Origin of the sequence: Enterobacter sp. 148H3 (assembly GCF_034107425.1) — a bacterium.
In the GTDB taxonomy this organism is placed as follows: Bacteria; Pseudomonadota; Gammaproteobacteria; order Enterobacterales; family Enterobacteriaceae; genus Enterobacter; species Enterobacter vonholyi.
Genome location: NZ_JAWNEI010000006.1, coordinates 158,946 through 185,829 on the forward strand (window position 1 = coordinate 158,946; position 26,884 = coordinate 185,829).

The following is a 26,884-nucleotide window of genomic DNA, read 5'->3' on the forward strand; positions in this document are numbered from 1 at the left end:
ACCCACTCCTTTAGCGCTGGAACGGATAAACCGATCCCAACTGCAGGATTGTCGACAACGCGTCCAGCGCCTCGCGACCTTCGCGCAGAAGCTGCGGGTCAACCAGATCGGCCTGCGTTAGACGGTCGCGATAGTAGCGATCGACCCAGTCATTCAGGCGCGTAAAGAGCGTATCGTTCATCATGACCGCCGGATTAACCGCCTGCATTTCGTCCTGAGTCAAGACCACGCGCAGACGTAAACAGGCTGGACCACCGCCGTTGGCCATGCTTTCACGCAGGTCAAACACGCGCAGTTCGTCAATCGGGTTATCGGCCTTCACCAGCTCGGTCAGGTAGCGCCATACGCCCTGATGATCCCGGGACTCCTGCGGCAGGACCAGCATCATGCTGCCGTCATCGCGGCTGAGCAGCTGGCTATTGAAGAGATACGTTTCTACCGCATCCTGCACGCTCACCGCCTCCGTTGGCACCTGGACTGGCGTGAAGCCACGCACGCGCTCATGCAGCGTGGCGAGCAGTTTCTCCTGATGGGCAAACGCCTGCTCGTGGCAGAACAGCACCTGGCGGTTAGAAACGGCAATCACGTCGTTATGGAACACGCCCTGGTCGATCACATGCGGGTTCTGCTGGGCAAAAATCACCTGGGAAGGATTCACCTGGTTCAGGCGGGCAACCGCCTGGCTGGCCGCCAGCGTCTGACGAGCAGGGTAACGAGTTGGCGCGGCGTGGCCCCCCTCTTCTCGCCCGTAGATAAACAGCTGCAGGCCCGGGTCACCATAATCGCCCCCCAGGCGGTTATGGTTGGCCGCGCCTTCGTCGCCAAACATCGCCACCTGCGGCAGGGCCTGATGCACCGCAAAATGGGCGTCCTGGTTGAAAATGGCGCGCAGCACGCGCTCGGTGGTTTCCGCTTCGGTGGCGCGATGAAACTTGTTATTCAGGTTCGCCACCGTCAGGTGGACTTTGCCATCCAGCGTATCGGCTGACGGCGCGACGGTTGCCGCGTTGGCGACCCACATCGAAGAGGCCGAGCTTGCCGCCGAGAGCAGGTGCGGCGTCTGCGTACCCGCTTTTTCAACCACCTGCTCATCGGTGCCGCTAAAGCCGAGCTGGCGCAGCACCGCCACGTTCGGACGCTCCTGCGGCGGGATCACCGCCTGCGGGAAACCGGCATCCGCCAGCGCTTTCATCTTCAGCAGCCCCTGTTTTGCCGCCAGCTTCGGGTTGGAAACCTGAAAGCGGTGCTTCGTCGAGGCTTCATTACCAAAAGAGAGACCGGCGTAGTGGTGCGTCAGCCCCACCAGCCCGTCAAAGTTGACTTCACGCGCTTTCATGACGATCCCCTCCGGTAAAGACCAGCCCCGGATTAAGCGTCTCCGGCAGCGTCAGCGCCGGGGTTTCCAGGCTCGCCATCGGCCATGCACAATAATCGGCGGCATACCACGCGCTGGCGCGATGGTTACCCGACGCGCCCACGCCGCCGAACGGCGCGGTGCTCGCGGCCCCGGTCAGCGGTTTATTCCAGTTCACGATCCCGGCGCGCGCTTCCAGCAGCAGCCGATCAAACTTCTCGCGATGCGGCGAAATCAGCCCGCTCGACAGGCCGTAGCGGGTGTCATTGGCCATCGCAATCGCCGCATCAAAATCGTCGTAACGCCAGACGCACAGCAGCGGACCAAAGACCTCTTCATCCGGGACGTTGCTCGCGCCGCTCATCTCTACGATGCCCGGCGTCAGCAGCGAGGTTCCCGGCTGAACCGGCTTCGGCTCCAGCAGGGTTTTCGCGCCGCGCGCGACGTGGTCCTGCCAGGCCTTAAGCACGTTCAGCGCGGCCTGTTCGGAAATCAGCCCGCCGATAAACGGCTGCGGATCGGCATCCCACGCGGCTGGGACCAGGCGCGCGCTTACCTCTACCAGACGTTTCAGGAAAGCATCACCCTGCGCGCCTCTTTTCACCAGCAGACGGCGGGCACAGGTGCAGCGCTGTCCTGCGGTTATAAAGGCGGACTGAATCGTCAGGTGCACCGCGGCGTCGATATCGTCAGGGTCTTCAACAATCAGCGGGTTGTTGCCGCCCATTTCCAGCGCCAGGATTTTCTCCGGCTGCCCTGCAAGCTGGCGGTGTAGCTGATAGCCCGTCCCGGCGCTGCCGGTAAACAGCAGGCCGTCAATATCGCTCAGCGCGCTCAGCGCCTGACCGGTTTCCCGTCCGCCCTGCACCAGGTTCAGCACGCCCGGCGGCAGGCCTGCCTGTTCCCACAGCTTAACCACCGCTTCGCCGGTTAATGGCGTGAGCTCGCTCGGTTTGAAGATGACGGTATTGCCCGCCAGCAGCGCGGGCACAATGTGGCCATTCGGCAGATGCCCCGGGAAGTTGTACGGGCCAAACACCGCCAGCACGCCGTGCGGACGGTGGCGCAGCGTGGCCGCGCCGTCCGGCATCTCGGTGTGCTGTTCGCCGGTTCGGGTGTGGTATGCCTTCACCGAAATGGCGATTTTGTTGATCATCGCCGTCACTTCGGTTGTCGCTTCCCAGCGCGGTTTGCTGGTTTCAGACGCGATGATGCGCGTCAGCTCAGCCTTGTTTGCCTCCAGCAGCCCGGCAAACTTTTCAACAATTTCCTGACGCACGGCGAAAGGCTGTTTTGCCCACGCCGGAAACGCGCGGCGAGCGGCATGACAGGCTTGCTCCACCTGCGCGGCGCTGGCGTCGTTCCCCTTCCAGAGCGCCTCTCTTCCTACCGGATTGGTCTTTACGCGCTGTTCGCCTTCGCCCGTGACCCAGTCACCGTTAATCCATAATGTCATGCTGTTTTCTCCTCAGGGCAGAGACGCACCAGGCGAACCTTATCGCCGGCGTTACATTTCAGGGCATCCAGTTCTGCAGCCGTCAGCACCAGACGTTCGCATTTCGGGTTGGTCCGCACCAGCATCGCACGGAAGTTGGCGTAATTTTCGTTCGCCACCAGGCATGCCGGCCAGTCGCCCGGCGCGGGCTGGCCTTCAGAGACCTCAACCAGACGGCTTTTACGGATCGCGCGCACGCGGTCGATATCGCACTCAAGCGTAGGCCCACCGTCAAAAATGTCGACATAGTTGCGGTAGCGGAAGCCTTCTTTCTCCAGTACCGCGCGGGCGGGCGCGGTTTGCGGATGGACTTCGCCAATCACCGCCTGCGCTTCCGGGCTGAGGAAATGGGTATAGATAGGATGCTTCGGCATCAGCTCGGCGATAAAGGCTTTCTGGCCGGTACCGCAGAGATAGTCCGCCCGGCTGAACTCCATTGAGAAGAAGCGCTCGCCCAGGCTCTCCCAGAACGGTGAGTAGCCGGTGTCGTCGATCACGCCGCGCATCTCAGCGACCACTTTTTCGTTAAAGCGATCGCGGAAGGCGGCCATAAACATAAAGCGCGATTTGGAGAGCAGATAGCCATTGCCCTCTTTGCGCCACGCCGGGTCGAGGAACAGCGTGCACAGCTCGCTGGCGCCCGTGTGGTCATTGCAGAGAAACAGCGTGGGCAGCGCGTTATAGACGTTAAGCTCTTTCGAGGCGTGAACCATGGTTCCGACGCGGTAGTTGTACCACGGGTCGTTAAGCCCGACGGCCACCTCAATGGCGCAGATCCCGGCCACGGTTCCCGTGTCGGTGTCTTCCAGCACGAACACATACCCCTGTTCGCTTTTTGGCAACGTCCCCTGCCAGGTTTGCAGGGCGCGCTCAATGCGCGCCGACAGCGTATTTTCATCGGCAGGAAGCGAGGTCAGCCCGCCTCCCGTCTTACCGGCAAGCTGCATGAGCCCGGCGAGGTCTCCGCGCTCAACGGGACGGATGACCATCATGATGACACCCCGGATTTCACCTTTTCACACGCCAGCGCAAAGCGGTCCAGACCGGTTTGCACCTCTTCCTCGCTGACGATCAGCGCGGGAGCAAAACGCACGACGTTGGCACCGGCAATCAGCACCATCACGCCCACTTTTGCCGCTTCCTGTGAAATAAGTTTAGCTTTCCCGGCAAACTCAGCTGTGAGCTCGCAGCCGATTAACAGCCCCAGGCCGCGGATCTCTTTAAACAGCCCCGTTTTGCCGTTGATGGCGTTCAGACGCTCAACAAACCAGTCGTGGCGCTGCTTAACGCCCTTCAGCACCTCAGGGGTGTTAATGATGTCGAGCACCTGTCCGGCGACGGCGGTGGCCAGCGGGTTACCGCCGTAGGTGGTGCCGTGGGTGCCGACGGTCATCACGCTGGCGAATTTATCGGTGGTCAGCGTCGCGCCAATCGGGAAGCCGCCGCCCAGCGCTTTGGCGGTCGAAAGCACGTCCGGCGTGACGCCGTAGTGCATATAGGCATACAGCTCGCCGGTGCGGCCCACGCCGGTCTGCACTTCGTCGAAAATCAGCACCGCGTTATGACGATCGCACAGCTCGCGCAGCCCTTGCAGGAATTCCTTTTTCGCCGGAAGCACGCCGCCCTCGCCCTGCATCGGCTCGACGATCACCGCGCAGGTGGTGTCGTTAATCAGCTCGCTGGCGGACTGCAGATCGTTATAAATACCGTGACGGATATCCGGCGGCAGCGGGGCGAAATCCTGCGAGTATGAAGGCTGGCCGCCCGCGCTGACGGTAAAGAGCGTGCGCCCGTGGAAGGCATTTTTAAACGCCACGATGCCGCTCTTGTGGGTACCAAATTTATCGTGCGCATATTTGCGCGCCAGCTTCAGCGCCGCTTCGTTGGCTTCCGCCCCCGAGTTACAGAAAAAGACCTTCTCCGCAAACGTCGCGTCGATCAGTTTTTTGGCCAGGCGCAGCGCGGGCTCGTTGGTAAAGCCGTTGCCGGTATGCCAGAACTTCGCCGCCTGGTCATTGAGCGCCTGACGCAGCGCCGGGTGCGCATGACCCAGCGCGTTCACCGCAATCCCACCGGCAAAGTCGATATACTCTTTACCCTGCTGATCCCACAGGCGCGAGCCTTCCCCACGAACCGGAATAAAAGCCGCCGGAGCGTAAACCGGCATCATCCATTCATCGAAATTTTCACGCGTAATTGACAGAGACATAGCGACCTCATCCGGTAAATAAAAGGTTATTTGAATGTTAAATAATTGAGTGTTTGCACTGTGAATGTAGATTGCAGCCTTCGTGCCAGCCAGCGATAAAATTGCATAAACGGGTTGAGGTAACAGAATATCAATAAGTTACAATATGGAGTTATTCACCTTTAGTGCATAAAAAGTGAATATTTTTACGACAAGCGGCGCTTTGCCGCATGAAAATCAGAAAGAGTATGCACAGGCCAAATATAATTCTGGAATTGTGATCGCTCGCGAAATTTATCGGTCATTTACGCCCTGTTTGAGGGCAAGGCGCGTCAGAATGGTGCAAATATTGCACCACCGGCAATATCTGTTGCAGTTATTGGTCGAAGCCGGTAACAGTTGACGCAAATTCTGCTACCATCCTTGCACTATTCACCTTGCACTGGCAGCGACTATGAAATTTGTCTCTTTTAATATCAACGGCCTGCGTGCCCGCCCTCATCAGCTTGAAGCTATCGTTGAGCAACATCAGCCAGATGTGATCGGCCTGCAGGAGACAAAGGTTCACGACGACATGTTCCCCCTCGAAGAGGTGGCGAAACTCGGCTACAACGTCTTTTATCACGGCCAGAAAGGTCACTATGGCGTCGCGCTGCTGACCAAAGCGCCGCCGGTTTCCGTGCGTCGCGGCTTCCCGGGCGACGGTGAAGAAGCGCAGCGCCGCATTATCATGGCGGAAGTGCCTTCCGCGCTCGGAAATATCACGGTCATTAACGGCTATTTTCCGCAGGGTGAGAGCCGTGACCATGAAACAAAATTCCCGGCTAAAGCCAAGTTTTATCAGGATCTGCAGGACTACCTGACCACCGAACTCAAAAAAGAGAATCCGGTGCTGATCATGGGCGACATGAATATCAGCCCGACGGATCTGGATATCGGTATCGGCGAAGAGAACCGCAAACGCTGGCTGCGCACCGGCAAATGCTCCTTCCTGCCGGAAGAGCGTGAGTGGATGGAGCGCCTGCTGGGCTGGGGCCTGGTGGACACGTTCCGCAACGCCAACCCGGAAACGCAGGATCGCTTCTCCTGGTTTGACTACCGCTCAAAAGGCTTTGACGACAACCGCGGCCTGCGTATCGACCTGCTGCTGGCCAGTTCGCCGCTGGCAGAGCGCTGCATCGAAACCGGGATCGACTACGACATCCGCAGCATGGAAAAACCGTCTGACCACGCGCCGGTGTGGGCTAAATTCAAGCTGTAATGACGCGTGAACATTCGAAAAACACTCTTCCTGTGCGCCCTTCTGGGCGCATTTATTCTGACGTTTGTCATGCTTCCCCCGGGAACCCTCTCCCTGGAAGGGATTAAAACCCACCAGCAGGCACTCCTCTCCCATGTTGACCACGCGCCGCTGCGCAGCGCGCTGACCTTTTTTGCGATCTATGTGGCGGTCTCCGCCCTCTCGATTCCCGGCGCGGCGATCCTTACCCTGCTGGGCGGGGCGTTGTTTAGCCTGTGGGAAGGCACCGTGCTGGTCTCGTTTGCCTCCACCCTCGGGGCGACGCTTGCGATGCTCGCAAGCCGTTATCTGCTGCGCGACTGGGTTCAGCAGCGGTTTGCTCAGCAGATGAAAACGGTAAACGCTGGCATGGCGCGCGACGGAGCGGGCTATCTTTTTGCCCTGCGCCTGATGCCGCTGTTCCCGTTTTTCCTGGTGAATTTGCTGATGGGGCTGACACGCATTGGCGTCTGCCGCTACTGGTGGGTCAGCCAGACAGCCATGCTGCCCGCCACGATTATCTTTCTGAACGCCGGGCGCGAGCTGGGGAAAGTGACCTCGCTGCGCGATATTTTGTCGCCTGGCATGGTATTCGCCTTTACACTACTGGGGTTATTACCGCTGGTCACCCGCCGGCTGTTTTCCCGTTTTCTCCCGTCTGCTAAAAAGTGAGGCATTATGCGCCGTGTGCGTTTTTGCACGTTTCTGACCGGTCTGCTGCTAACCGCTCCTCTGTGTGCCGCCGAAAGCTGGCACGCTATACAACAACAAGCCAAAGGCCAGACCGTCTGGTTTAACGCCTGGGGCGGCGATCCGGCCGTCAACCGCTATCTGGAATGGGTCAGCGGCGAGATGCAAACGCACTATGCCATTACCCTAAAAATCGTCCCGCTGGCGGATGCTGCCGACGCCGTAAAACGTATTCAGACCGAATCCGCCTCGGGGCGTAAGACCAACGGCTCGGTTGACCTGCTGTGGATTAACGGCGAAAACTTCCGCACGCTGAAAGAGGCGAACCTGCTGCAAACCGGATGGGCGCAGACGCTGCCAAACTGGCGCTATGTTGATACCCGCAAACCGGTCACGGAAGATTTTGCCGTCCCAACCGACGGGGCGGAAGCGCCATGGGGCGGCGCGCAGCTGACCTTTATCGCCCGCAAGGCAAGCATGCCGACGCCGCCTGTGGATCCTCAGGCGCTGCTGGCTTACGCGCAGCAGCACCCCGGTAAGATCAGCTATCCTCGCCCGCCCGATTTTACCGGCACGGCATTTCTTGAGCAGCTGCTGCTAACTCTCACCGATCGTCCTGAGGCTTTACAAAAAGCACCCGATGAAACGTTTACGCACGTTACGGCGCCGCTCTGGGCCTACCTCGATAAGCTGCACCCGCTACTGTGGCGTGAAGGCAAAGACTTTCCCCCTTCCCCTGCACGGATGGATGCCCTGCTTGCCAGCGGCAGTCTGAACCTGTCGCTGACCTTTAACCCGGCCCATGGTCAGCAAAAAATAGCGAGCGGCGAACTGCCTGCCGACAGCTACAGCTTTGGTTTCCAGAGTGGGATGCTAGGTAACGTCCATTTTGTGGCGATTCCGGCCAATGCCGGCGCCAGCGCGGGTGCAAAGGTGGTCGCTAATTTCCTGCTGTCACCGCAGGCGCAGATCCGCAAGGCCGACCCGGCCATCTGGGGCGATCCGAGCGTGCTGGATGCCAAAACGCTGCCCGAAGGTGAAGCCAAACAGCTGCTGGCCCATACGCCTCAGGGGCTGCCAAAGGTGCTTGCAGAGCCGCAGTCCGCCTGGGTGAACGCGCTGGAGCAGGAATGGCTTCGTCGTTACGGCACCCGCTGAGCGGGCTAGTCTGGCTGGCGATGGCGGTAATTTATCTACCGCTCCTGCCCGCAGGCGCCATGCTGCTGGCACCGGCGTTTTCGTTGACAAACTGGCAACGGCTGGTGAACGATCCGCAGCTCCCGCAGGCGGCCGTCGCTACGCTGGTCTCAACGCTCATCGCCACGCTCGGGGCGTTGCTGATTGCCCTTTTCCTCGTCAGCCTTTTATGGCCCGGTAAGCGTTGGCTCCGTCTCATTACCCGCCTGCCGTGGCTGCTGGCGATCCCCCATGTGGCGTTCGCCACCGGCGCGCTACTGCTGTTTGCCGAGGGCGGTCTGTTTTATCAGATCTGCACCGTCTGTTCGCCGCCGTTTGACCGATACGGCGCCGGACTGGGCCTGACGCTCGCGGTCAAAGAGAGCGCGTTTGTGCTGTGGGCGATTTACGCCGTGCTGCCGGAAAAGCGGCTCGCGCAGCAGAAGATCGTCCTGCAAACCTTTGGCTACGGGCGTTTTCAGACGCTCAGCTGGCTGATCATTCCGGCTATCGCCCCTGTCCTCGGGGCAGTAATGCTGGCGGTGCTGGCGTGGTCGCTGTCGGTCGTCGATGTGACGATCGTTCTCGGGCCGGGCAACCCGCCTACCCTGGCCGTGCTGGCCTGGCAGTGGCTGAGCCAGGGCGACGCGCAGCAGCAGGCAAAAGGGACGCTGCTGTGCCTGCTTCTCCTTCTGCTGCTGGCCGCGCTTGCCGCCCTGGGATACGGCCTCTGGAAGGCATGGGTTCGCACGTTTGCGGATTTCACCGGAACGCGTCCCCGGTCTCAGCTCGCCCTGCCTGAACGGGCACTGAGCGGGTTCCTGCCCGCGTGCGGCGTGCTGTGCGCCGCGGTGCTGCTGCTGCTGGCGCAACGGGATGACGTTGGCCCGGTGGGAAGCAGCCTTTCCTTCGGTCTGCTTTCAGGCCTGATCGCCCTGGTCGTCGGCTTACTCTGGCTGGAATGGGGTCCGCAGCGCGGCACGCTGTGGGTATGGTTACCGCTCGCCCTTCCGGCCCTCCCGCTCGTCACCGGCCAGTATGCCATTGCGTTGCACCTGGGCATCGACGGGCACTACGCCGCCGTGCTCTGGAGCCACCTTCTGTGGGTATTGCCGTGGACGCTGCTGGTGCTGCAACCCGCCTGGCGCCGGATCGATCCCCGGCTGCTCCTCACCGCCAGAACCCTCGGCTGGCGACGGACCAAAGTCTTCTGCCTGGTGAAATGCCCCCTGCTGGTGCGCCCTGCGCTACTGGCCTTTGCCACCGGCTTTTCCGTCAGCATGGCGCAATACATGCCGACGCTGTGGCTTGGCGCGGGGCGTTTCGCCACGCTGACCACCGAAACCGTCGCGCTCAGCAGCGGGGGCAGCATCCCGATCCTCGCTAACCGGGCGCTGGGATTACTGCTGGTCACGGGCACGGTGTTTGGTCTTGCCGCCCTTTTATCCCGGCTCGCGGGCCGCTACCGTCAAGGATTACGATAATGCTGAAGGTAAAAGATCTCACCATCGAACCGCTTTTCCGCGAGGTCAGTTTTTGCGTGCCCCGCGGGGAGATCGTCACCCTGATGGGGCCGTCCGGCAGCGGCAAATCGACCCTTTTTGCCTGGATGGTCGGCGCGCTGTCAGACGATTTCCAGGCGCGGGGCGAACTGTGGCTCGACGCGCGTCGCTGCGACGGTCTTCCCGTGGAGTCCCGCGGGCTGGGTATTCTCTTTCAGGACGCGCTGCTGTTCGAACAGTTCAGCGTCGGGCAGAATTTGCTGCTGGCGCTGCCCGAGCGCATCGCCGGACGCGCGCGTCGGGAAGCGGTCGAGCAGGCGCTGAATTCCGCGGGGCTGAACGGTCATTACGCCAGCGACCCGGCCACCCTTTCCGGCGGGGAGCGTGCCCGGGTCAGCCTGCTGCGGGCCCTGCTCGCGGAGCCGCAGGCGCTGCTGCTGGATGAACCGTTCAGCCGCCTCGATAAAGCGTTGCGGGCCTCATTTCGGGCATGGGTGTTTGACGCCGTCCGCTCGCGCAATATCCCGGTGGTGCTGGTCACGCACGATGAGGACGATATTCCGCCCGGCGGCAAGCTGATTGAGATTTCTCGCTGGCAATAATGTGCTAACGCAATGTTTTCCGTTTCGGGAGAGACGACAATGCCCCCCTCTTTTACTGACGTCAGGTTATTCGATGAAACGTGTTTCTCAACTGACCGCGCTGGCTCTGCTCTGCGGCCTCGCTTCTTTTTCCTCTCTGGCGGCTGATATGCCCAACGCCATCACGCTGTCTCAGCTTCAGGCGCAGCACGGCACGCCTGTCGACACCCGCGCCAGCGCGTTTTATAACGGCTGGCCGCAGACGCTCAGCGGCCCCTCCGGGCATGAACCCGCCGCACTCAACCTTGCTGCCGCCTGGCTTAGCGCAATGAGTGACGAGCAGCTTGCGCTTTGGGCAAAACAGCATCAGTTGACCCCTGCGACGGCCATCGTCCTGTACGGTGACGATAGGGATAACCAGGCGGTGAAAGCCCGTCTGGAGAAAGCAGGATATCGCCACGTTTCGCTGCTCAGCGACGCTCTGCAGACGCCCGAGCGCCTTCAGCGCCTGCCGCACTTTGAACAGCTGGTTTACCCGGAGTGGATCCATCGCCTCCAGCAGGGTAAACCCATCACCGCTGCGCCGTCAGGTGACTGGAAAGTGATTGAGGCCGCCTGGGGCGCACCGAAGTGTTACCTGCTGAACCACATTCCCGGCGCGGGCTATATCGACACCAACGAGGTGGAAAGCGAGCCGCTGTGGAATAAAGTCTCCGACGACAAGCTCAAAGCGATGCTGGCGAAGCACGGGATCCGTCACGATACCACCGTCATTTTGTATGGCCGCGACGTCTACGCCGCCGCGCGCGTGGCGCAGATTATGCTGTATGCGGGCGTGAAGGATGTGCGTATTCTCGACGGCGGCTGGAAGGCGTGGTCAGATGCAGGCCTGCCGGTTGAGCGCGGTACGTCCGGTAAAGTGATGCCCGCCCCCGATTTTGGCGCGCCGATCCCCGGTCAGCCGCAGCTGATGGTGGATATGGAACAGGCGCGCGGCATGCTGCACCGTCAGGATGCCTCCCTGGTCAGCATTCGCTCGTGGCCGGAGTTCATCGGCGAAACCAGCGGCTACAGCTACATCAAACCAAAAGGTGAAATTGCCGGTGCCCGCTGGGGCCACGCGGGCAGTGATGCGACCCACATGGAGGATTTCCATAACCCGGATGGCACCATGCGCAGCGCGGACGATATCGCCGCCCAGTGGAAGCGCTGGAATATTCTGCCGGAACAGCACGTCGCGTTTTACTGCGGCACCGGCTGGCGGGCGTCCGAAACCTTTATGTACGCCCGGGCGATGGGCTGGAAGAATGTCGCCGTCTATGACGGCGGCTGGTACGAATGGAGCAGTCATCCGCAGAACCCGGTCACCAGCGGAGAGCGCGGGTCAGAGAGCGCTCTCTAAGGGTTGAGTGACTTCAGCGTCACATAGCCGCTCCAGACGCGCGTTGTGGTGGTCAGCCAGCACAGCGCGCCGAATACCCACGCGAACAGCGTAAAGTGCGCCGGGAAGAGGCAGCACAGCACGAACAGCGCGATGGTCTCCGTTCCTTCCGTTAACCCACCGATGTAATAAAACGACTTATGCGCATAGCCGGGGTTGTCGATGTCGTGCTTTGCGGCCAGCGCCGCAAACGCCAGAAAACTGCTGCCGGTCCCGATAAACGCAAACAGCAGCCATGCGGCCGCCAGCGCATTCTCTGCCGGAGCAGCGAGCGCAAAGCCAAACGGCACCAGGGCGTAGAAAAGAAAATCGAGCGCGATATCGAGAAATCCCCCCGCATCGCTCAGCCCTCTGCGGCGCGCCAGCGCCCCGTCCAGACCATCCAGCAGGCGGTTCAGCACGATGGCGACCAGCGCCGCCGGATACCAGCCGAGGGCCAGAAACGGCAGCGCCAGCACGCCGATGGCAAACCCTGTCAGGGTCAATCCGTCGGGCGTAATGCCCGGTCGGTCCAGCACAGAGACCATACGATTCAGAGCGGGTTTTATCCGCGGGTGAAGATGGCGGTCAAGCATGAGGCGTCTCGTTAAATGTGGCGCACAGCCCCTGCGCCGGGATGTCCAGCGCGGCGTTAAAGCGGGCAGAGAGATTCTGAAAGGCAATGAGCGCCGTCATCTCTGTGATGGCGTCATCCGTAAAGTGGCGCTTCAGCGCCGCTCTGATGGCCTCATCCGCCCGGGGCGGCGTGGCGGTCACCGCCTCGGCGTAGGCCAGCGCCGCGCGCTCCTGCTCCGTGAACAAGGCGGATCCCTGCCAGTCGCTCACGACCTGCACCTTATCCAGCGCCCCGCTGCGCTCGGCCAGCCGCAGGATGTTGGCATCAATACAGAAAGCGCAGTGGCAGAGCTGGGATACCCGCGTCATGAGCAGCGAACGAAGAACGGGCGTCAGGCGCGCGCGACGACGCTCCAGAAAACCGACGAACAGCGCCACCAGCCAGAACAGACGAGGCATGCGACCCCACCAGCGCGTGGGATTCAGCACCGCGCCAAAATGCTTTTTTTGCATCACGGCAATCGGTCTAAGGCTGGCGGGAAGGGATTCGATAGGGGCAACCCAGGCGGTAGTCTCTTTCACCTGATTCTCCTGATAGCTGGACTCTGAGAAAGGGCACGATAATATGTCTTTTTTCGCCATCAATTATTGACGACCATGCTGAAAACACTCGATGTCGTTGCCGCCATCATCGAAAAAGACGACAAAATTTTACTGGCACAGCGCCCTGCCCACGCCGACCAGCCGGGCATGTGGGAATTTGCAGGCGGCAAAGTCGAGGCGGGTGAAACCCAGCCCGAGGCGCTTATCCGCGAGCTGCGTGAAGAGTTGGGTATTGAAGCGCTGCCCGCTCAATACGTGGCAAGCCACCAGCGTGTAGTCTCGCAGCGGTTAATCAACCTGCACGCCTGGCACGTTCCTGCGTTTAGCGGTGCGCTCACGGCGCACTACCACAGCGCGCTGGCGTGGTGTACGCCCGAAGAGGCGTTTGGCTACCCCTTAGCCCCCGCAGATATTCCGCTGCTGGAAGCGTTTATTGTTTTACGCGACGCCAGACCAGCGGGTTCGTGCTGATGGCGCGCTCGTCGCGCTGGCACTGCAGCAGAATGCCGTCCGCTTTCACCACGGCGCCTTCCGAGTAGTTCTGATTCTGATAGATACAGCACTGATTACAGGGCTGCACCGTTTGATTCTGGCCGCTGGAGTTAAACACTTCCGGCGGCACATTCACTTCCACATCCGGACGAATGCGGTCAGCCTGCGCGCCAGCGGTGAAGATCAGACATAACGCGGTTAATAGATAACGTTTCATAGACACATCTTCCTGTTGTTCCCTTGATGATGACTATAACGGTAAACCCGCGCGGAACCTTTAATTTATCTCGTCATCGTTTTTGGTTATGACGCCTGCGCTCTCATTAATTTCCCTTTCGCCCTAAATTTCTGCTTGCCAGACAAAGCAGTACGGGTGGTATAGTCAAAAAAACAACACAAATCGCATAAGTCATATACAAACATTATTATAAGAGGTTCTTATATCTATGGATCAGACACGCTCTCTGGAAAGTTTCCTTGCCCATGTTCAGCAGCGCGACCCGCACCAAAGCGAGTTCGCGCAGGCCGTGCGTGAAGTGATGACCACCCTGTGGCCCTTCCTTGAACAAAACCCGCGTTATCGCCAGATGTCTTTGCTTGAACGCCTGGTCGAGCCAGAGCGCGTGATCCAGTTCCGCGTGACGTGGGTTGACGATCGCAATCAGGTGCAGGTTAACCGCGCGTGGCGCGTACAGTTCAACTCGGCCATCGGCCCGTTTAAGGGCGGCATGCGTTTCCATCCGTCCGTGAACCTGTCGATTCTGAAATTCCTCGGCTTCGAGCAGACCTTTAAAAACGCCCTCACCACGCTGCCCATGGGCGGCGGGAAAGGCGGCAGCGATTTCGACCCGAAAGGCAAAAGCGAAGGTGAAATCATGCGTTTCTGCCAGGCGCTGATGACCGAACTCTATCGCCATCTTGGTCCTGATACCGACGTGCCTGCCGGTGATATCGGCGTCGGCGGACGTGAAGTGGGCTTTATGGCCGGGATGATGAAAAAGCTCGCCAACAACAGCGCCTGCGTCTTTACCGGTAAGGGGCTGTCGTTTGGTGGGAGCCTGATCCGCCCGGAAGCGACCGGGTACGGCCTGGTTTACTTCACCGAGGCTATGCTCAAGCGCCACGGTTTAGGCTTTGAAGGCATGCGCGTCGCGGTGTCCGGCTCCGGTAACGTGGCGCAGTACACGATTGAGAAAGCGATGCAGTTTGGCGCTCGCGTGGTAACCGCCTCTGACTCCAGCGGAACGGTGGTGGATGAAGCGGGCTTTACGAAGGAGAAGCTGGCACGCCTGTGTGAAATTAAAGCCAGCCGCGATGGCCGTCTTGCAGATTACGCCCGGGAGTTTGGCCTGACGTATCTTAAAGGGAAACAGCCGTGGGGCGTGCCGGTGGATATCGCCCTGCCGTGCGCCACGCAGAACGAGCTGGATGCTGAAGCCGCGCGCACGCTGATTAGCAATGGCGTGAAGGCGGTAGCCGAAGGGGCGAACATGCCGACCACTATCGAAGCGACGGATCTGTTCCTGGAAGCGGGCGTACTGTTTGCACCGGGCAAGGCTGCCAACGCGGGCGGCGTGGCGACGTCCGGCCTGGAGATGGCGCAAAACGCCGCGCGTCTCGGCTGGAAGGCGGAAAAAGTGGATGCCCGCCTGCATCACATCATGCTGGATATTCACCATGCCTGCGTGGAGTACGGCGGCGAGGCATCGCAAACCAACTACGTGCGCGGGGCGAATATCGCCGGATTCGTGAAGGTGGCGGATGCGATGATTGGGCAGGGTGTGATTTAAGGTTTATAGCGTGCGGCCGGGTGCCCTCACCCCAGCCCTCTCCCACAGGGAGAGGGGGTAAACCGGGCGTATCAGGCCGCGCTCTTTTTCTTTTTAAACGGTTTCTTCGCGCCACCACCGGGTGCAACCATCCCTCTGAACGTTTTCACCGGCGTGCTGCGCGCCTGATCGATTAGCTGGTAAAGCGTCCCGACCAGCGGCTGCATAAAGTCCTGATAGCGACACTGCTTCTCACTGATCTGCGTCAGCACCGATTCCCAGTGCGCGGTCATGTCCGGCCTGGCGGCCAGCTCCGGCAGGGAATGAATCAGCGCGCGTCCCGGCTCGGTCGAATGGATATAGCGCCCCTTTTTCTCAAGAAAACCGCGCTTAAAGAGCAGCTCGATGATCCCCGCTCGCGTCGCTTCCGTACCCAGACCGTCGGTGGCGCGCAGGATCTTCTTCAGATCTTTATCCTGCACGAACCGGGCGATCCCGGTCATCGCCGACAGCAGCGTCGCATCGGTGAAATGGCGCGGCGGCTGGGTCTGGCGTTCCACCACTTCCCCTTTTTCACACAGCAGCTCATCGTCTTTAGCGACGACGGGCAGCGGCGTGCCGTCGTTCTCCTCGTCACGCTCTTTGTTGCCGAGCAGCGTGCGCCAGCCTGCTTCCGCGAGGAAACGGGCTTTGGCGATAAACTTCCCTTTTGCGATTTCCAGCTCGATCACGCATTTGCGGAACACCGCGTCCGGGCAGAACTGCATCAGGTACTGACGAGCGATCAGGTTGTAGACCTTCGCTTCGTTATCCGTCAGGTTGACGCTGCTGGCGCGCGCCGTCGGGATAATCGCGTGGTGGGCGTCCACCTTTTTGTCGTCCCAGCAGCGGTTATGGGTATCCGGATTAACCGCCGGCTGCGGCAGCAGATCCGGCGCGTGCACGCTGATGGCGTTCATCACCGAATGACGTCCGGCAAAGTGCTCTTCCGGCAGGTAGCGGCTGTCCGAACGCGGATAGGTGATCAGCTTGTGGGTTTCGTAGAGCTTCTGGCAGATATCCAGGACGTTCTGCGCGCTGAGGCCAAAGCGCTTCGCGGCCTCAATCTGCAGGGCCGACAGCGAGAACGGCAGAGGCGCGGGTTCTGATTCCCGTTTATCGTTATAGCTGGTGACGATAGCGGGCTGTCCGGTAATGCGGTTAACCACGTGCTCCGCCAGCGGACGGTGCAGCAGACGCCCCTCTTCATCCTGATACGATTCGCAGGCATCGCTCGGCTGCCAGACGGCGGTAAAACGCTCGTCTTCAGGCGTAACGATATGCGCTTTGACCTCAAAGAAATCTTTGGCGACGAAGTTTTCAATCTCTTCATCGCGACGCACGACCAGCCCCAGCACCGGCGTCTGCACGCGCCCCACGGAGAGCACGCCCTGATAGCCCGCGTTGCGCCCGAGGATGGTGTAGGCACGGGTCATGTTGATACCGTACAGCCAGTCCGCGCGCGCGCGGGCCAGCGCGGAGACGCACAGCGGGATAAATTCGCTGTTGGCGCGCAGGCGCGAGATCGCACGCTCCACCGCCTGCGGGTTGAGGTCGTTGATCAGGCAGCGCTGCACCTGCTGACGCTTTTCCGGCGCGAGCTCCAGATAGTCCAGCACCTCATCCACCAGCAGCTGTCCTTCCCTGTCCGGGTCACCCGCGTGCACGATTTCATCGGCTTCATGCAGGAAGCGCTTGATCACGTTGAGCTGTTTGGTCACCGAAGGTCGGGGCTGCAGGCGCCATTTTTCAGGCACGATGGGCAGATCGTTCAAATTCCAGCGGGCGTAGCGGCTGTCATAGACATCCGGCTGCGCCTGCTCAAGCAGGTGACCAATACACCATGTAACCACCTGCCCGTTACCGCATTCGATAAAGCCGTCGCCTTTGCGATGCGGCTTAGGCAGCACGTCGGCGATGGCACGGGCCAGGCTCGGCTTTTCGGCAATAAACAACCGCATCGAATTAACGGATCTCAATCATCGGTCGGCCACCGCGCGCGGTCAACAGCTCGCCGATTGCCGTCAGGGTAATACCGAACTCGGCGGCCGTAGCCTGAACCTCGGCTTCGGATTCCGGCGTCACCGCCAGCAGCAGGCCGCCGGAGGTTTGCGGATCGCACAGCAGGTTGCGCCACTCCTCAGGCATTTCGCCCATCAGGTGACCGTAGCTGGCGAAGTTACGCTGGGTACCGCCCGGAACCGCGCCCTGAGCTATATACTCTTCCACGCCCGGCAGCTTCGGCACGTCCTTATACCAGACCTGCGCCTGCACGCCCGCGCCCTGACACACCTCGGAGAGGTGTCCCAGCAGACCAAAACCGGTCACGTCGGTCATCGCCTTCACGCCGTCGATATTGGCAAACGCCGCACCGGCAAGGTTCATCTGACACATGACTTCGGTTGCCAGCCCTTTGTGCTCCGGTTTCAGCAGGGATTTTTTCTCGGCGGTGGTCAGCACGCCAATGCCCAGCGGCTTGGTGAGAAACAGCTTGCAGCCCGCCTGCGCGGTGCTGTTGCGCTTCACGCGTTCGGTCGGCACCACGCCGGTAACGGCCAGGCCGAAGATTGGCTCCGGCGCATCAATAGAGTGACCGCCGGCCAGCGCAATTCCCGCCTGCTGGCAGGCAAAACGGCCGCCATCAATCACTTCACGGGCCACTTCCGGCGGGATGGTGTTGATCGGCCAGCCCAGAATGGCGATCGCCATAATCGGCTTACCGCCCATTGCGAAGATATCGCTGATGGCGTTGGTGGCCGCAATGCGTCCGAAGTCGAACGGGTTGTCGACAATCGGCATAAAGAAGTCGGTGGTGCTGATAATGCTGGTGCCGTTACCTAAGTCATAAACCGCTGCATCGTCACGCGTTTCGTTGCCGACAAGCAGGTTCGGGTCGACAAACTTCGCCTGTTCGCTGTGCAGGATGGTCTCCAGCACTTTCGGGGAAATTTTACAACCGCAACCGGCTCCGTGGCTGTACTGCGTTAAACGAATGGTTTGCTCGCTCATGGACGTCTCCTGTCATCTCAATCGCGCTATGGTAGCGCTCATTCCATAAAGAGGTAAGTATGACTGTCTGAATTCTGCGGCAGATGCTCAGAATCCAGACAGTTTAGCGCGCGTTATCAGAAATGGCTGACGAAAGGCGTGGTGTCCGGCACGCTGGTGGTGCTGGAGGCTTTAAGCTGCGGGGTGCCGAGATAGAGGAAGCCGACAATTTTGTCATGTTCGCCACAGGATAATCCTTCCCGTACGGCTGCGCTCTCCGTCAGCGGCCCGGTACGCCAGATACCGTTAAAACCCTGCGCGACGGCGGCCATTTGCATCGCCATTACCGCACAGCCCGCGGACATTTCCTGCTCCCAGACCGGGACCTTATGGTCGGCCTGACATTTCGCCACGACAGCAATAATCATCGGTGCACGGAACGGGGCATTGCGCGCCTTGTCGATGCCCTTCTCATCCTGCCCGGCGGCAACCGCGCCCTGCTCCAGCAGCTGACTGAAGCGATCGCGGCCTTCGCCTTCAATCACAAAGAAGTGCCACGGCTGCAGTGTGCCATGATCGGGGGCACGCATGCCGGCACGCAGAATGTTCTCCAGCTGCTCGCCTGCCGGGGCAGGTTCGGCCAGACGGGAAGCGCTACGGCGGTTAACAAGCAGTTCGAGTGCGTCCATTGGTTAACTCCTTTCTTGAAATTTACTCACAAAATTAACACGACGGCAGATTTTGTTACAGCCTGGCAGGCGATTCCTGCTGACAAGTGGCGGTTGGGTCATTACGATAACCCAACATTACCGTCCAGTGGCGACGGAAACAGTCATTTTCTGGTTAGGGAGAATACATGCGAACCCTTTGGCGAATCATTGCCGGTTTCTTTAAATGGACGTGGCGACTGCTCAACTTCGTCCGCAACCTGGTGATGAACATCTTCTTCATTTTTCTGGTTCTGGTTTGCGCGGGAATCTGGATGCACATCAGTAACGCAAATCAGGCGCAGCATTCGACTCGCGGGGCGCTGTTACTCGATATCACCGGCGTTATTGTTGATAAACCTTCCGCCAGCAGCCGTCTGGGCGTAATCAGCCGCCAGCTGTTTGGCGCGACATCAGACCGCCTGCAGGAAAATTCCCTGTTCGATATCGTCGATACCATCCGTCAGGCCAAAGACGACCGCAACATCACCGGTATCGTGCTGGATCTGAAAGATTTTGCCGGTGGCGATCAGCCTTCCATGCAGTACATCGGTAAAGCGCTGCGCGAGTTCCGCGACAGCGGCAAACCGGTGATTGCCGTGGGCGATAGCTACAGCCAGGGGCAATATTATCTGGCGAGCTTCGCCAATAAGATCTGGCTCTCCCCGCAGGGCACGGTCGATCTGCACGGGTTTGCCACCAACGGCCTGTACTACAAATCGCTGCTCGACAAGCTGAAGGTCACCACCCACGTCTTCCGCGTCGGCACGTATAAATCCGCCGTGGAGCCGTTTATCCGCGACGATATGTCCCCTGCCGCCCGCGAAGCGGACAGCCGCTGGATTGGCGAGCTGTGGCAAAACTATCTCGGCACCGTTGCCGCTAACCGTCAGATTACGCCTGAGCAGGTGTTCCCTGGCGCGCAGGGCGTGCTCGAAGGCCTGCGTAAGGTTGACGGTGATACCGCAAAATATGCGCTCGATAACAAACTGGTCGATGCCCTGGGCACCAGCGCCGAGATTGAAAAATCCCTGAGCAAACAGTTTGGCTGGAGCAAAGAGGACAAAAATTACAGCGCCATCAGCATGTATGATTACTCGACGAAAAAACCGGATGAGAACGGTGACAGCGTCGCGGTGGTCTTTGCCAACGGTGCGATCATGGACGGTCAGGAGACCCCGGGGAACGTGGGCGGCGATACTACCGCGTCGCAAATCCGCGATGCTCGCCTCGATCCGAAAGTGAAGGCAATTGTCCTGCGGGTCAACAGCCCTGGCGGCAGCGTCAGCGCCTCTGAGGTGATCCGCGCTGAACTTGCCGCGGCCCGCGCCGCAGGCAAGCCGGTCGTCGTCTCAATGGGCGGAATGGCCGCCTCCGGAGGTTACTGGATCTCCACGCCAGCCAACTATATCGTGGCTAATCCAAGCACGCTGACCGGCTCGATTGGCATCTTCGGGGTGATCAACACCGTGGAAAACAGCCTGGATTCTCTGGGCGTGCATACCGATGGTGTAGCAACCTCTCCGCTGGCGGATGTGTCGGTGACCAAATCCCTGCCGCCGGAAGTTTCTGAGATGATGCAGCTCAGCATTGAGAACGGCTATAAACGCTTTATCACCCTGGTCGCGGACTCGCGTAAAAAGACGCCTGAGCAGATCGACCAGATTGCACAGGGCCACGTCTGGACCGGCCAGGATGCGAAGAGCAACGGGCTGGTGGACAGCCTGGGTGACTTCGATGACGCGGTGAAGAAAGCCGCCGAACTGGCGAAGCTTAAGCAGTGGCATATCGAGTATTACCAGGACGAACCGTCGTTCTTCGATATGGTCATGGACAGCATGTCCGGCTCGGTACGTGCCATGCTGCCGGAGGCGCTGCAGGCTTACCTGCCTGCGCCTGTCGCCACGGCGGCAAAAGCGATGAAGGCGGAAAGCGATAAGCTTGCGGCCTTTAACGATCCACAGAGTCGTTACGCGTTTTGCCTGACCTGCGCGAACGTCCGTTAAAACCGTCCCCTCTTCTCGCGAAGAGGGGATTTTTTTCTTTTGAAGAACAAGAACTCACTACCATGCAGAAGAAATCGATTTATGTAGCCTACACTGGCGGTACCATCGGTATGCAGCGCTCCGAAAACGGCTATATCCCCGTCTCCGGGCACCTGCAGCGTCAGCTTGCGCTGATGCCAGAATTCCACCGTCCGGAAATGCCTGACTTTACGATCCATGAATACGAGCCGCTGATGGACTCCTCCGACATGACGCCGGAAGACTGGCAGCATATCGCGGATGACATTAAAGCCCATTACGACCAGTACGACGGCTTCGTGATCCTGCACGGCACCGACACCATGGCGTTTACCGCCTCGGCGCTCTCCTTCATGCTGGAGAACCTGAGCAAGCCGGTTATCGTTACCGGGTCGCAAATTCCGCTGGCGGAGCTGCGCTCGGACGGGCAGATCAACCTGCTGAACTCCCTGTACGTGGCGGCGAATTACCCGATTAACGAAGTGTCGCTGTTCTTTAACAACCGTCTGTATCGCGGTAACCGCACCACCAAAGCCCATGCCGACGGCTTTGACGCCTTCGCCTCCCCAAACCTGCAGCCGCTGCTTGAGGCCGGTATTCATATCCGTCGTCTGGGAACCCCTCCTGCGCCGAACACAGCGGGCGAGCTGATTGTGCATCCGATTACTCCGCAACCGATTGGCGTGGTCACCATCTATCCGGGTATCTCTGCGGACGTGGTGCGTAACTTCCTGCGCCAGCCGGTGAAGGCGCTAATCCTGCGCTCCTACGGCGTGGGCAATGCGCCGCAGAATGGCGAATTTCTGAAAGAGCTTCAGGAAGCCAGCGAGCGCGGAATTGTGGTCGTGAACCTGACCCAGTGTATGTCCGGTAAAGTGAATATGGGCGGCTATGCCACCGGCAACGCGCTGGCGCATGCGGGTGTGATCAGCGGCTTCGATATGACCGTTGAGGCAACGCTGACTAAACTTCACTATTTACTGAGTCAGGATCTGGACATTCAGTCCATTCGCAGCGCGATGATGCAAAACCTGCGCGGCGAACTGACCCCGGACGAATAAGGAGTGCTCATGAAGCAACGCGCCCTGCTACTGGTCGATTTGCAAAATGATTTCTGCGCGGGCGGTGCGCTGGCCGTCGCCGAAGGTGACAGCACCGTTGACGTGGCAAACACGCTGATTGACTGGTGCAAAGCTCGCGGTGAAGCGGTTGTCGCAAGCCAGGACTGGCACCCGGCAAATCACGGCAGCTTTGCCAGCCAGCACAACGTAGAGCCCTTCACCCGGGGTGAACTCGACGGGCTGGCGCAAACTTTCTGGCCGGATCACTGCGTACAGCAGACAGAAGGCGCGGAGTTACATCCGCTCCTGAACCAGAAAGCCGTCGACGCAGTGTTCCATAAAGGTGAAAACCCTGCTATCGACAGCTATAGCGCGTTTTTTGAAAACGGGCATCGCCAGAAAACGGCGCTGGACGCCTGGTTGCGTCACCACGAAATCACGGAGCTGATCGTACTGGGCCTGGCGACGGACTACTGCGTGAAGTTCACCGTGCTGGATGCGCTTCAGCTTGGCTACACCGTTAGCGTCATCACCGACGGCTGCCGCGGGGTGAACATTCAACCACAGGACAGCGCTCAGGCGTTTATGGATATGGCTGCGGAAGGCGCAACCCTGTATACGCTCGAAGACTGGCTGGAAACGCAGGCATAGTCTTTTACGCCCTCTCCCTGTGGGAGAGGGCATCAATCCGCACCGTTATTGCATTTTAATCGTCGCAATCGGCTTCGGCGTGATACCGAAGTCCTCTTTCAGCTCGCGCTTGCTCTTCATCACCATCTGGCCTTTGGTGTCGATCGTCATGTGCTGTGCGTCGGTGTTGTTGCGCGCCTGCCACAGCATCACCAGCTGCAAACTGTTCTCTTTTTGCTCCGGCGTCAGCGCAACGCCGTCGGGCCATTTTCCCAGCTCCACGGCGGTCACCAGACGCTGATAAATCTCCGGCGTCATGCCGCTAATCATGTCATCAATATTCACACTCGCGCCCTTTCAAAGGAATAATTTGCTGAATCGTTTTTTCAACCCTTAATCTGGTCACCGTTTTCATCATCGGTGAAGCTCATTGAGGCTGAATTTACGCAGAAACGTTCGCCGGTAGGCTGAGGTCCATCCGGGAAAACGTGCCCAAGGTGCGCATCGCAGTTGCCGCAGCGAATTTCCGTACGCACCATGCCGTGCGACGAGTCGGTCAGATAGCGGATTGCCTCATCGCTCACCGGCTCATAGAAACTCGGCCAGCCGCAGCCAGAATCAAATTTCGTTTGTGAATTAAACAGCGGGGCATCACAGACCAGGCAGTGGTAGACGCCGTCCCGCTTGTTGTGCAGTAAACGCCCGGTGAACGGCGGTTCCGTTCCGTGATTCTGCGTCACGTAAAACTGCATTTCTGTGAGGTTTTTTTTCAAATCGTCAGGGTTACGTTGGTTCGACATATGCTTACATCTCGCTGTAGAAACAGACATCTTTCAACCCGGATTCTAACAAAACATTAACACCCTTGCGTGCACTTTTGATCTAAACTTATGTGTCGCGAATAAGCGGTCAGGCAATTGTGATCACGTTCACATTTTTATCCTGCGAGGACTTTAAAATCCCGGCGCAGCCCCCATATGGGTGCAAGCTCAAAGGGAAAGTGAGGCGAGTCAGTCGCACAAACGTTAGTCACAGGATTGATTTGTCGCAATGATTGACACGATTCCGCTTGACGCTGCGTAAGGTTTTTGTAATTTTACAGGCAACCTTTTATTCACTAACAAATAGCTGGTGGAATATATGACTATCAAAGTAGGTATCAACGGTTTTGGCCGTATCGGCCGTATTGTTTTCCGTGCTGCTCAGAAACGTTCTGACATCGAAATCGTTGGTATCAACGATCTCCTGGACGCTGAATACATGGCGTACATGCTGAAGTACGACTCAACTCACGGTCGTTTCGACGGCACCGTTGAAGTGAAAGACGGCCACCTGGTTGTTAATGGCAAAACCATCCGCGTTACTGCTGAAAAAGACCCAGCTAACCTGAAATGGAACGAAATCGGTGTTGACGTTGTTGCTGAAGCAACCGGTATCTTCCTGACCGACGAAACTGCGCGTAAACACATCACCGCTGGTGCGAAGAAAGTTGTTCTGACTGGTCCTTCCAAAGACAACACCCCAATGTTCGTTCGTGGTGCAAACTTCGAAACTTACGCTGGCCAGGATATCGTCTCTAACGCATCCTGCACCACCAACTGCCTGGCACCGCTGGCTAAAGTTATCAACGACAACTTCGGCATCATCGAAGGTCTGATGACTACCGTTCACGCGACCACCGCTACTCAGAAAACCGTTGATGGCCCGTCTCACAAAGACTGGCGCGGCGGCCGTGGCGCGGCTCAGAACATCATCCCATCCTCTACCGGTGCTGCTAAAGCTGTAGGTAAAGTACTGCCAGAACTGAATGGCAAACTGACTGGTATGGCGTTCCGCGTTCCAACTCCAAACGTATCTGTTGTTGACCTGACCGTTCGTCTGGAAAAAGCTGCTTCTTATGAAGAAATTAAGAAAGCAATCAAAGCTGCTTCCGAAGGCGCAATGAAAGGCGTTCTGGGCTACACCGAAGACGACGTTGTTTCTACCGACTTCAACGGCGAAGTATGCACTTCCGTGTTCGATGCTAAAGCTGGTATCGCACTGAACGACAACTTCGTTAAACTGGTTTCCTGGTACGACAACGAAACTGGCTACTCTAACAAAGTACTGGACCTGATCGCTCACATCTCCAAATAAGTTGAGATGAGTGCTTGATCCAAAAAGGCGACTTCGGTCGCCTTTTTTTATTTATAAGACAGAGGATTGCTTAATGATTAATAAAATTTTTGCACTTCCGGTAGTCGAACAGCTTACCCCTGTGCTCTCCCGCCGTCAGATTGACGGTGCTGATATCATCGTCGTTGACCATCCGCGTGTTAAAGCGTCCGTGGCGCTCAACGGCGCTCACCTGCTCTCCTGGAAACCGGAAGGCGAAGCTGAAGGTTTGTGGCTGAGCGATGCGACCTCCTTCAAAAAAGGGGCCGCAATCCGCGGTGGCGTGCCTATCTGCTGGCCGTGGTTTGGCCCGTCCGCCCAGCAGGGTTTGCCTTCTCACGGTTTTGCCCGTAACCAGCAGTGGACCCTGAAAGCGCACAACGAAGACGATAACGGCGCAGTGCTGACCTTTGAGCTGCAGGCTAATGATGAAACCCTCGCCCTGTGGCCGCACGATTTCACCCTGTATGCCCGCTTCAAGCTGGGTAAAACCTGCGAAATCGAACTGGAAGCTCACGGCGAGTTCGAAACCACCTCTGCCCTGCACACCTATTTCAACGTGGGTGATATCAGCGAAGTGAAGGTGAGCGGCCTGGGCGATACCTATATCGATAAAGTCGATAACGCGAAAGAAGGCAAACTGAGCGACGGCGTTCAGGCATTCCCTGACCGTACCGACCGCGTCTACCTGCACCCGGAAGCGTGTAGCGTGATCCACGACGGCGCCCTGAACCGCGGCATTGAAGTGGTCCATCATCATCACAGCGATGTGGTGGGCTGGAACCCGGGTCCTGCGCTGTCCGTCAGCATGGCCGACATGACGGATGAGGGTTATAAAACGTTTGTCTGCGTGGAAACGGCTCGCGTGACCAACCCGCAGAAAGCGAGTGAAGAAAAACCGTCTCGTTTAGGGCAGACGATTCGCATTGTGAAGCGATAATTTCGCTGCACCATGCTAAAGCAAACGGGGCGCAAGCGCCCCGTTTTGATGCATAGATTGCACTAAATTAATGCACAATCAGAACTTGTAGCTCACACCCACAGAGAAGATACCTGCCCAGGACTTATCGACCATCGGGCTATCCTTCACTTCGTCGCTCAGACGCTCGTAGCGGCCGGTACCGTACACGCTCCAGTCGCCAAGGAAGTTGTAGCTCGCTGTCAGCTCCAGGTAAGGATCCCAGCCGTCATCTGCACTATAACTTTTCAGACCACTGCGGCGGGACTCGTTTTTAGAGACGCCGTAGTAATAGTCGTTGTAGTTCTCGCTGTTGTACTGCACACCGATACCCGGCGTCAGGGTCAGCCCACCGTTGGTATAGCGGTACAGCCACGCCAGGTCCCAGATAAAGCCGTTGCTGTTATCCAGCGTGTCACCCGCCAGGGCCGTACGCAGGAAGCCATACTGGGTGTTATGCACGTATGAGAGGCCGGCCATCATCGAGCTTTTACGCTTGTCGAGCTGGCGAAGCGCGTGGCTGTCACTGTCACCCGGCTTGAAGTGCGTTGGATCGTAGTAGGCCATGATGGAGAGCTTATCGGCCTTGTCGTTCCAGAGATAGTAGCCGCCGCCGAGCCCGCGGAACCAGACGTTATCCCCTTCATAGGTGATAACCGGAACAGGATACACATCACGGTCATACTGTTTGTACGGGCTGTTAATGACGCCAACACCCGCGCCAAGCGTCCACTGACTTTCCGCCTGTGCGGTACTTACTGCGGTCGCGACAAGGATGCCTAATGCCAGAAGTTTGAGTTTGGTCACAATCCATTCTTTCCTGTAGTCAAATAATCAGCGGGTGAAGTGTAACCGCCATTCCCGTACATCCCAAAATTTTTTGCCTGCTAATCAGTCTGATTAACCCGTTATTCTTAACTTTTCAGATGACAACACGCTTTCATTTATATGACCGCTGAATGAAAAACGTGCATTTGTCTTATAACGACAGTGGAAATTTTTGGATGAGTTATTGATATGTCATTGAAAGTAGATTTTATGGGCATGCAAGTTTTGCAAATGCCATCTACGCTTTAATTTAAGAAGAGTTTTCCTGAACACCCTGCGGTTCTTAGCGTCTGACCTGGCACACAGGTTGCTGCTCTGGCAGTGAGGTGCGAGAGATTCTCTTCCGGGAGCCTCCACTACTCATACGAAC

Annotated in this window: 26 protein-coding genes; 13 read left to right on the forward strand and 13 right to left on the reverse strand. The window is 58.5% G+C overall.

Going from position 1 to position 26,884, the window contains the following annotated elements:
- Nucleotides 1-10 precede the first annotated feature (10 nt).
- The 4 genes from astB to USH94_RS10945 are packed head-to-tail and all read right to left on the reverse strand — an operon-like array spanning nt 11 to nt 5,058.
- Nucleotides 11-1,336, reverse strand: coding sequence for an N-succinylarginine dihydrolase (gene astB, locus USH94_RS10930; protein WP_111965599.1), 1,326 nt, complete (start codon nt 1,334-1,336; stop codon nt 11-13).
- Nucleotides 1,323-2,810, reverse strand: a complete 1,488-nt coding sequence (gene astD / locus USH94_RS10935; RefSeq protein WP_111965598.1) for a succinylglutamate-semialdehyde dehydrogenase — start codon at nt 2,808-2,810, stop codon at nt 1,323-1,325. Before astD ends, astB begins: the two co-directional genes overlap by 14 nt.
- The gene (gene astA / locus USH94_RS10940; protein WP_111965597.1) at nt 2,807-3,841 is read right to left on the reverse strand and encodes an arginine N-succinyltransferase; all 1,035 of its coding nucleotides are present in this window, start codon (nt 3,839-3,841) and stop codon (nt 2,807-2,809) included. Before astA ends, astD begins: the two co-directional genes overlap by 4 nt.
- Nucleotides 3,838-5,058: an aspartate aminotransferase family protein gene (locus USH94_RS10945; RefSeq protein ID WP_111965596.1), complete on the reverse strand. Its 1,221-nt coding sequence runs from the start codon at nt 5,056-5,058 to the stop codon at nt 3,838-3,840. Before USH94_RS10945 ends, astA begins: the two co-directional genes overlap by 4 nt.
- A 433-nt stretch (nt 5,059-5,491) precedes the next feature.
- Between USH94_RS10945 and xthA the strand changes: the two genes are divergently transcribed.
- The 6 genes from xthA to USH94_RS10975 all read left to right on the forward strand — a co-directional run bounded on the left by xthA (nt 5,492) and on the right by USH94_RS10975 (nt 11,667).
- Complete coding sequence (xthA, locus tag USH94_RS10950) at nt 5,492-6,298, forward strand: exodeoxyribonuclease III (protein WP_111965595.1); 807 nt, start codon at nt 5,492-5,494, stop codon at nt 6,296-6,298.
- A gap of 6 nt (nt 6,299-6,304) precedes the next feature.
- A complete protein-coding gene (locus tag USH94_RS10955; protein ID WP_111965594.1) occupies nt 6,305-6,988 on the forward strand; it encodes a TVP38/TMEM64 family protein in 684 nt (227 codons plus the stop codon).
- 15 nt (nt 6,989-7,003) lie between these two features.
- On the forward strand, nt 7,004-8,164 hold the full coding sequence (locus tag USH94_RS10960) for an ABC transporter substrate-binding protein (protein ID WP_414146657.1): 1,161 nt from the start codon (nt 7,004-7,006) through the stop codon (nt 8,162-8,164).
- Nucleotides 8,137-9,666 (forward strand): thiamine ABC transporter permease, encoded by a 1,530-nt coding sequence (locus tag USH94_RS10965; RefSeq protein ID WP_111965592.1) that lies wholly within the window; start codon nt 8,137-8,139, stop codon nt 9,664-9,666. The genes USH94_RS10960 and USH94_RS10965 overlap by 28 nt, the downstream gene beginning before the upstream one ends.
- The gene (locus tag USH94_RS10970; protein ID WP_111965591.1) at nt 9,666-10,286 is read left to right on the forward strand and encodes an ATP-binding cassette domain-containing protein; all 621 of its coding nucleotides are present in this window, start codon (nt 9,666-9,668) and stop codon (nt 10,284-10,286) included. Before USH94_RS10965 ends, USH94_RS10970 begins: the two co-directional genes overlap by 1 nt.
- Before the next feature lie 73 nt (nt 10,287-10,359).
- Nucleotides 10,360-11,667: a sulfurtransferase gene (locus tag USH94_RS10975; RefSeq protein ID WP_111965590.1), complete on the forward strand. Its 1,308-nt coding sequence runs from the start codon at nt 10,360-10,362 to the stop codon at nt 11,665-11,667.
- On the opposite strand, the gene USH94_RS10980 is transcribed toward USH94_RS10975, so the two are convergent.
- A complete protein-coding gene (locus tag USH94_RS10980; RefSeq protein WP_111965589.1) occupies nt 11,664-12,281 on the reverse strand; it encodes a CDP-alcohol phosphatidyltransferase family protein in 618 nt (205 codons plus the stop codon). The genes USH94_RS10975 and USH94_RS10980 overlap by 4 nt on opposite strands.
- Nucleotides 12,274-12,843: a carboxymuconolactone decarboxylase family protein gene (locus USH94_RS10985; RefSeq protein ID WP_111965588.1), complete on the reverse strand. Its 570-nt coding sequence runs from the start codon at nt 12,841-12,843 to the stop codon at nt 12,274-12,276. The genes USH94_RS10980 and USH94_RS10985 overlap by 8 nt, the downstream gene beginning before the upstream one ends.
- A gap of 75 nt (nt 12,844-12,918) precedes the next feature.
- Here USH94_RS10985 and USH94_RS10990 point away from each other — a divergent pair, with 75 nt between their 5' ends.
- Nucleotides 12,919-13,335, forward strand: coding sequence for a pyrimidine (deoxy)nucleoside triphosphate diphosphatase (locus USH94_RS10990; RefSeq protein WP_111965587.1), 417 nt, complete (start codon nt 12,919-12,921; stop codon nt 13,333-13,335).
- Here USH94_RS10990 and USH94_RS10995 read toward each other — a convergent pair.
- Nucleotides 13,295-13,573: a DUF1496 domain-containing protein gene (locus USH94_RS10995; protein WP_111965586.1), complete on the reverse strand. Its 279-nt coding sequence runs from the start codon at nt 13,571-13,573 to the stop codon at nt 13,295-13,297. The two genes, USH94_RS10990 and USH94_RS10995, sit on opposite strands and share 41 nt — an antisense overlap.
- Nucleotides 13,574-13,802: 229 nt before the next feature.
- Here USH94_RS10995 and gdhA point away from each other — a divergent pair, with 229 nt between their 5' ends.
- Entirely contained in the window at nt 13,803-15,146 is a 1,344-nt protein-coding gene (gene gdhA, locus USH94_RS11000; protein ID WP_111965585.1) for an NADP-specific glutamate dehydrogenase, read from the forward strand.
- Nucleotides 15,147-15,217: 71 nt separating this feature from the next.
- Here the strand turns inward: gdhA and USH94_RS11005 are convergent, their stop codons facing one another.
- The 3 genes from USH94_RS11005 to USH94_RS11015 form a co-directional block, all read right to left on the reverse strand.
- Nucleotides 15,218-17,125, reverse strand: coding sequence for a DNA topoisomerase III (locus USH94_RS11005; RefSeq protein ID WP_111965584.1), 1,908 nt, complete (start codon nt 17,123-17,125; stop codon nt 15,218-15,220).
- 4 nt (nt 17,126-17,129) lie between these two features.
- Nucleotides 17,130-18,173 carry a selenide, water dikinase SelD gene (gene selD / locus USH94_RS11010; protein WP_111965583.1) on the reverse strand — a complete coding sequence of 348 codons (1,044 nt, stop codon included), beginning with the start codon at nt 18,171-18,173 and terminating at the stop codon, nt 17,130-17,132.
- 116 nt (nt 18,174-18,289) lie between these two features.
- Nucleotides 18,290-18,841, reverse strand: coding sequence for an NAD(P)H nitroreductase (locus USH94_RS11015; protein ID WP_111965582.1), 552 nt, complete (start codon nt 18,839-18,841; stop codon nt 18,290-18,292).
- 167 nt (nt 18,842-19,008) lie between these two features.
- On the opposite strand from USH94_RS11015, the gene sppA reads away from it, so the two are divergent.
- The 3 genes from sppA to pncA all read left to right on the forward strand — a co-directional run bounded on the left by sppA (nt 19,009) and on the right by pncA (nt 22,595).
- Entirely contained in the window at nt 19,009-20,865 is a 1,857-nt protein-coding gene (gene sppA / locus USH94_RS11020) for a signal peptide peptidase SppA (protein ID WP_111965581.1), read from the forward strand.
- A 62-nt stretch (nt 20,866-20,927) separates the two neighbouring features.
- Nucleotides 20,928-21,944 (forward strand): asparaginase, encoded by a 1,017-nt coding sequence (gene ansA, locus USH94_RS11025; protein ID WP_008500705.1) that lies wholly within the window; start codon nt 20,928-20,930, stop codon nt 21,942-21,944.
- A 9-nt stretch (nt 21,945-21,953) separates the two neighbouring features.
- A complete protein-coding gene (gene pncA / locus USH94_RS11030; RefSeq protein WP_111965580.1) occupies nt 21,954-22,595 on the forward strand; it encodes a bifunctional nicotinamidase/pyrazinamidase in 642 nt (213 codons plus the stop codon).
- Nucleotides 22,596-22,640: 45 nt separating this feature from the next.
- On the opposite strand, the gene USH94_RS11035 is transcribed toward pncA, so the two are convergent.
- A complete protein-coding gene (locus tag USH94_RS11035) occupies nt 22,641-22,904 on the reverse strand; it encodes a YeaC family protein (RefSeq protein ID WP_411800869.1) in 264 nt (87 codons plus the stop codon).
- A gap of 56 nt (nt 22,905-22,960) precedes the next feature.
- Nucleotides 22,961-23,374: a peptide-methionine (R)-S-oxide reductase MsrB gene (msrB, locus tag USH94_RS11040; RefSeq protein ID WP_008500710.1), complete on the reverse strand. Its 414-nt coding sequence runs from the start codon at nt 23,372-23,374 to the stop codon at nt 22,961-22,963.
- A gap of 340 nt (nt 23,375-23,714) precedes the next feature.
- On the opposite strand from msrB, the gene gapA reads away from it, so the two are divergent.
- Complete coding sequence (gapA, locus tag USH94_RS11045) at nt 23,715-24,710, forward strand: glyceraldehyde-3-phosphate dehydrogenase (protein ID WP_014831506.1); 996 nt, start codon at nt 23,715-23,717, stop codon at nt 24,708-24,710.
- A gap of 73 nt (nt 24,711-24,783) precedes the next feature.
- A complete protein-coding gene (locus USH94_RS11050) occupies nt 24,784-25,668 on the forward strand; it encodes a D-hexose-6-phosphate mutarotase (RefSeq protein WP_111965578.1) in 885 nt (294 codons plus the stop codon).
- Between the two features lie 78 nt (nt 25,669-25,746).
- Here USH94_RS11050 and USH94_RS11055 read toward each other — a convergent pair whose 3' ends face one another.
- A complete protein-coding gene (locus tag USH94_RS11055; RefSeq protein WP_111965577.1) occupies nt 25,747-26,493 on the reverse strand; it encodes a MipA/OmpV family protein in 747 nt (248 codons plus the stop codon).
- Between the last annotated feature and the right edge of the window lie 391 nt (nt 26,494-26,884).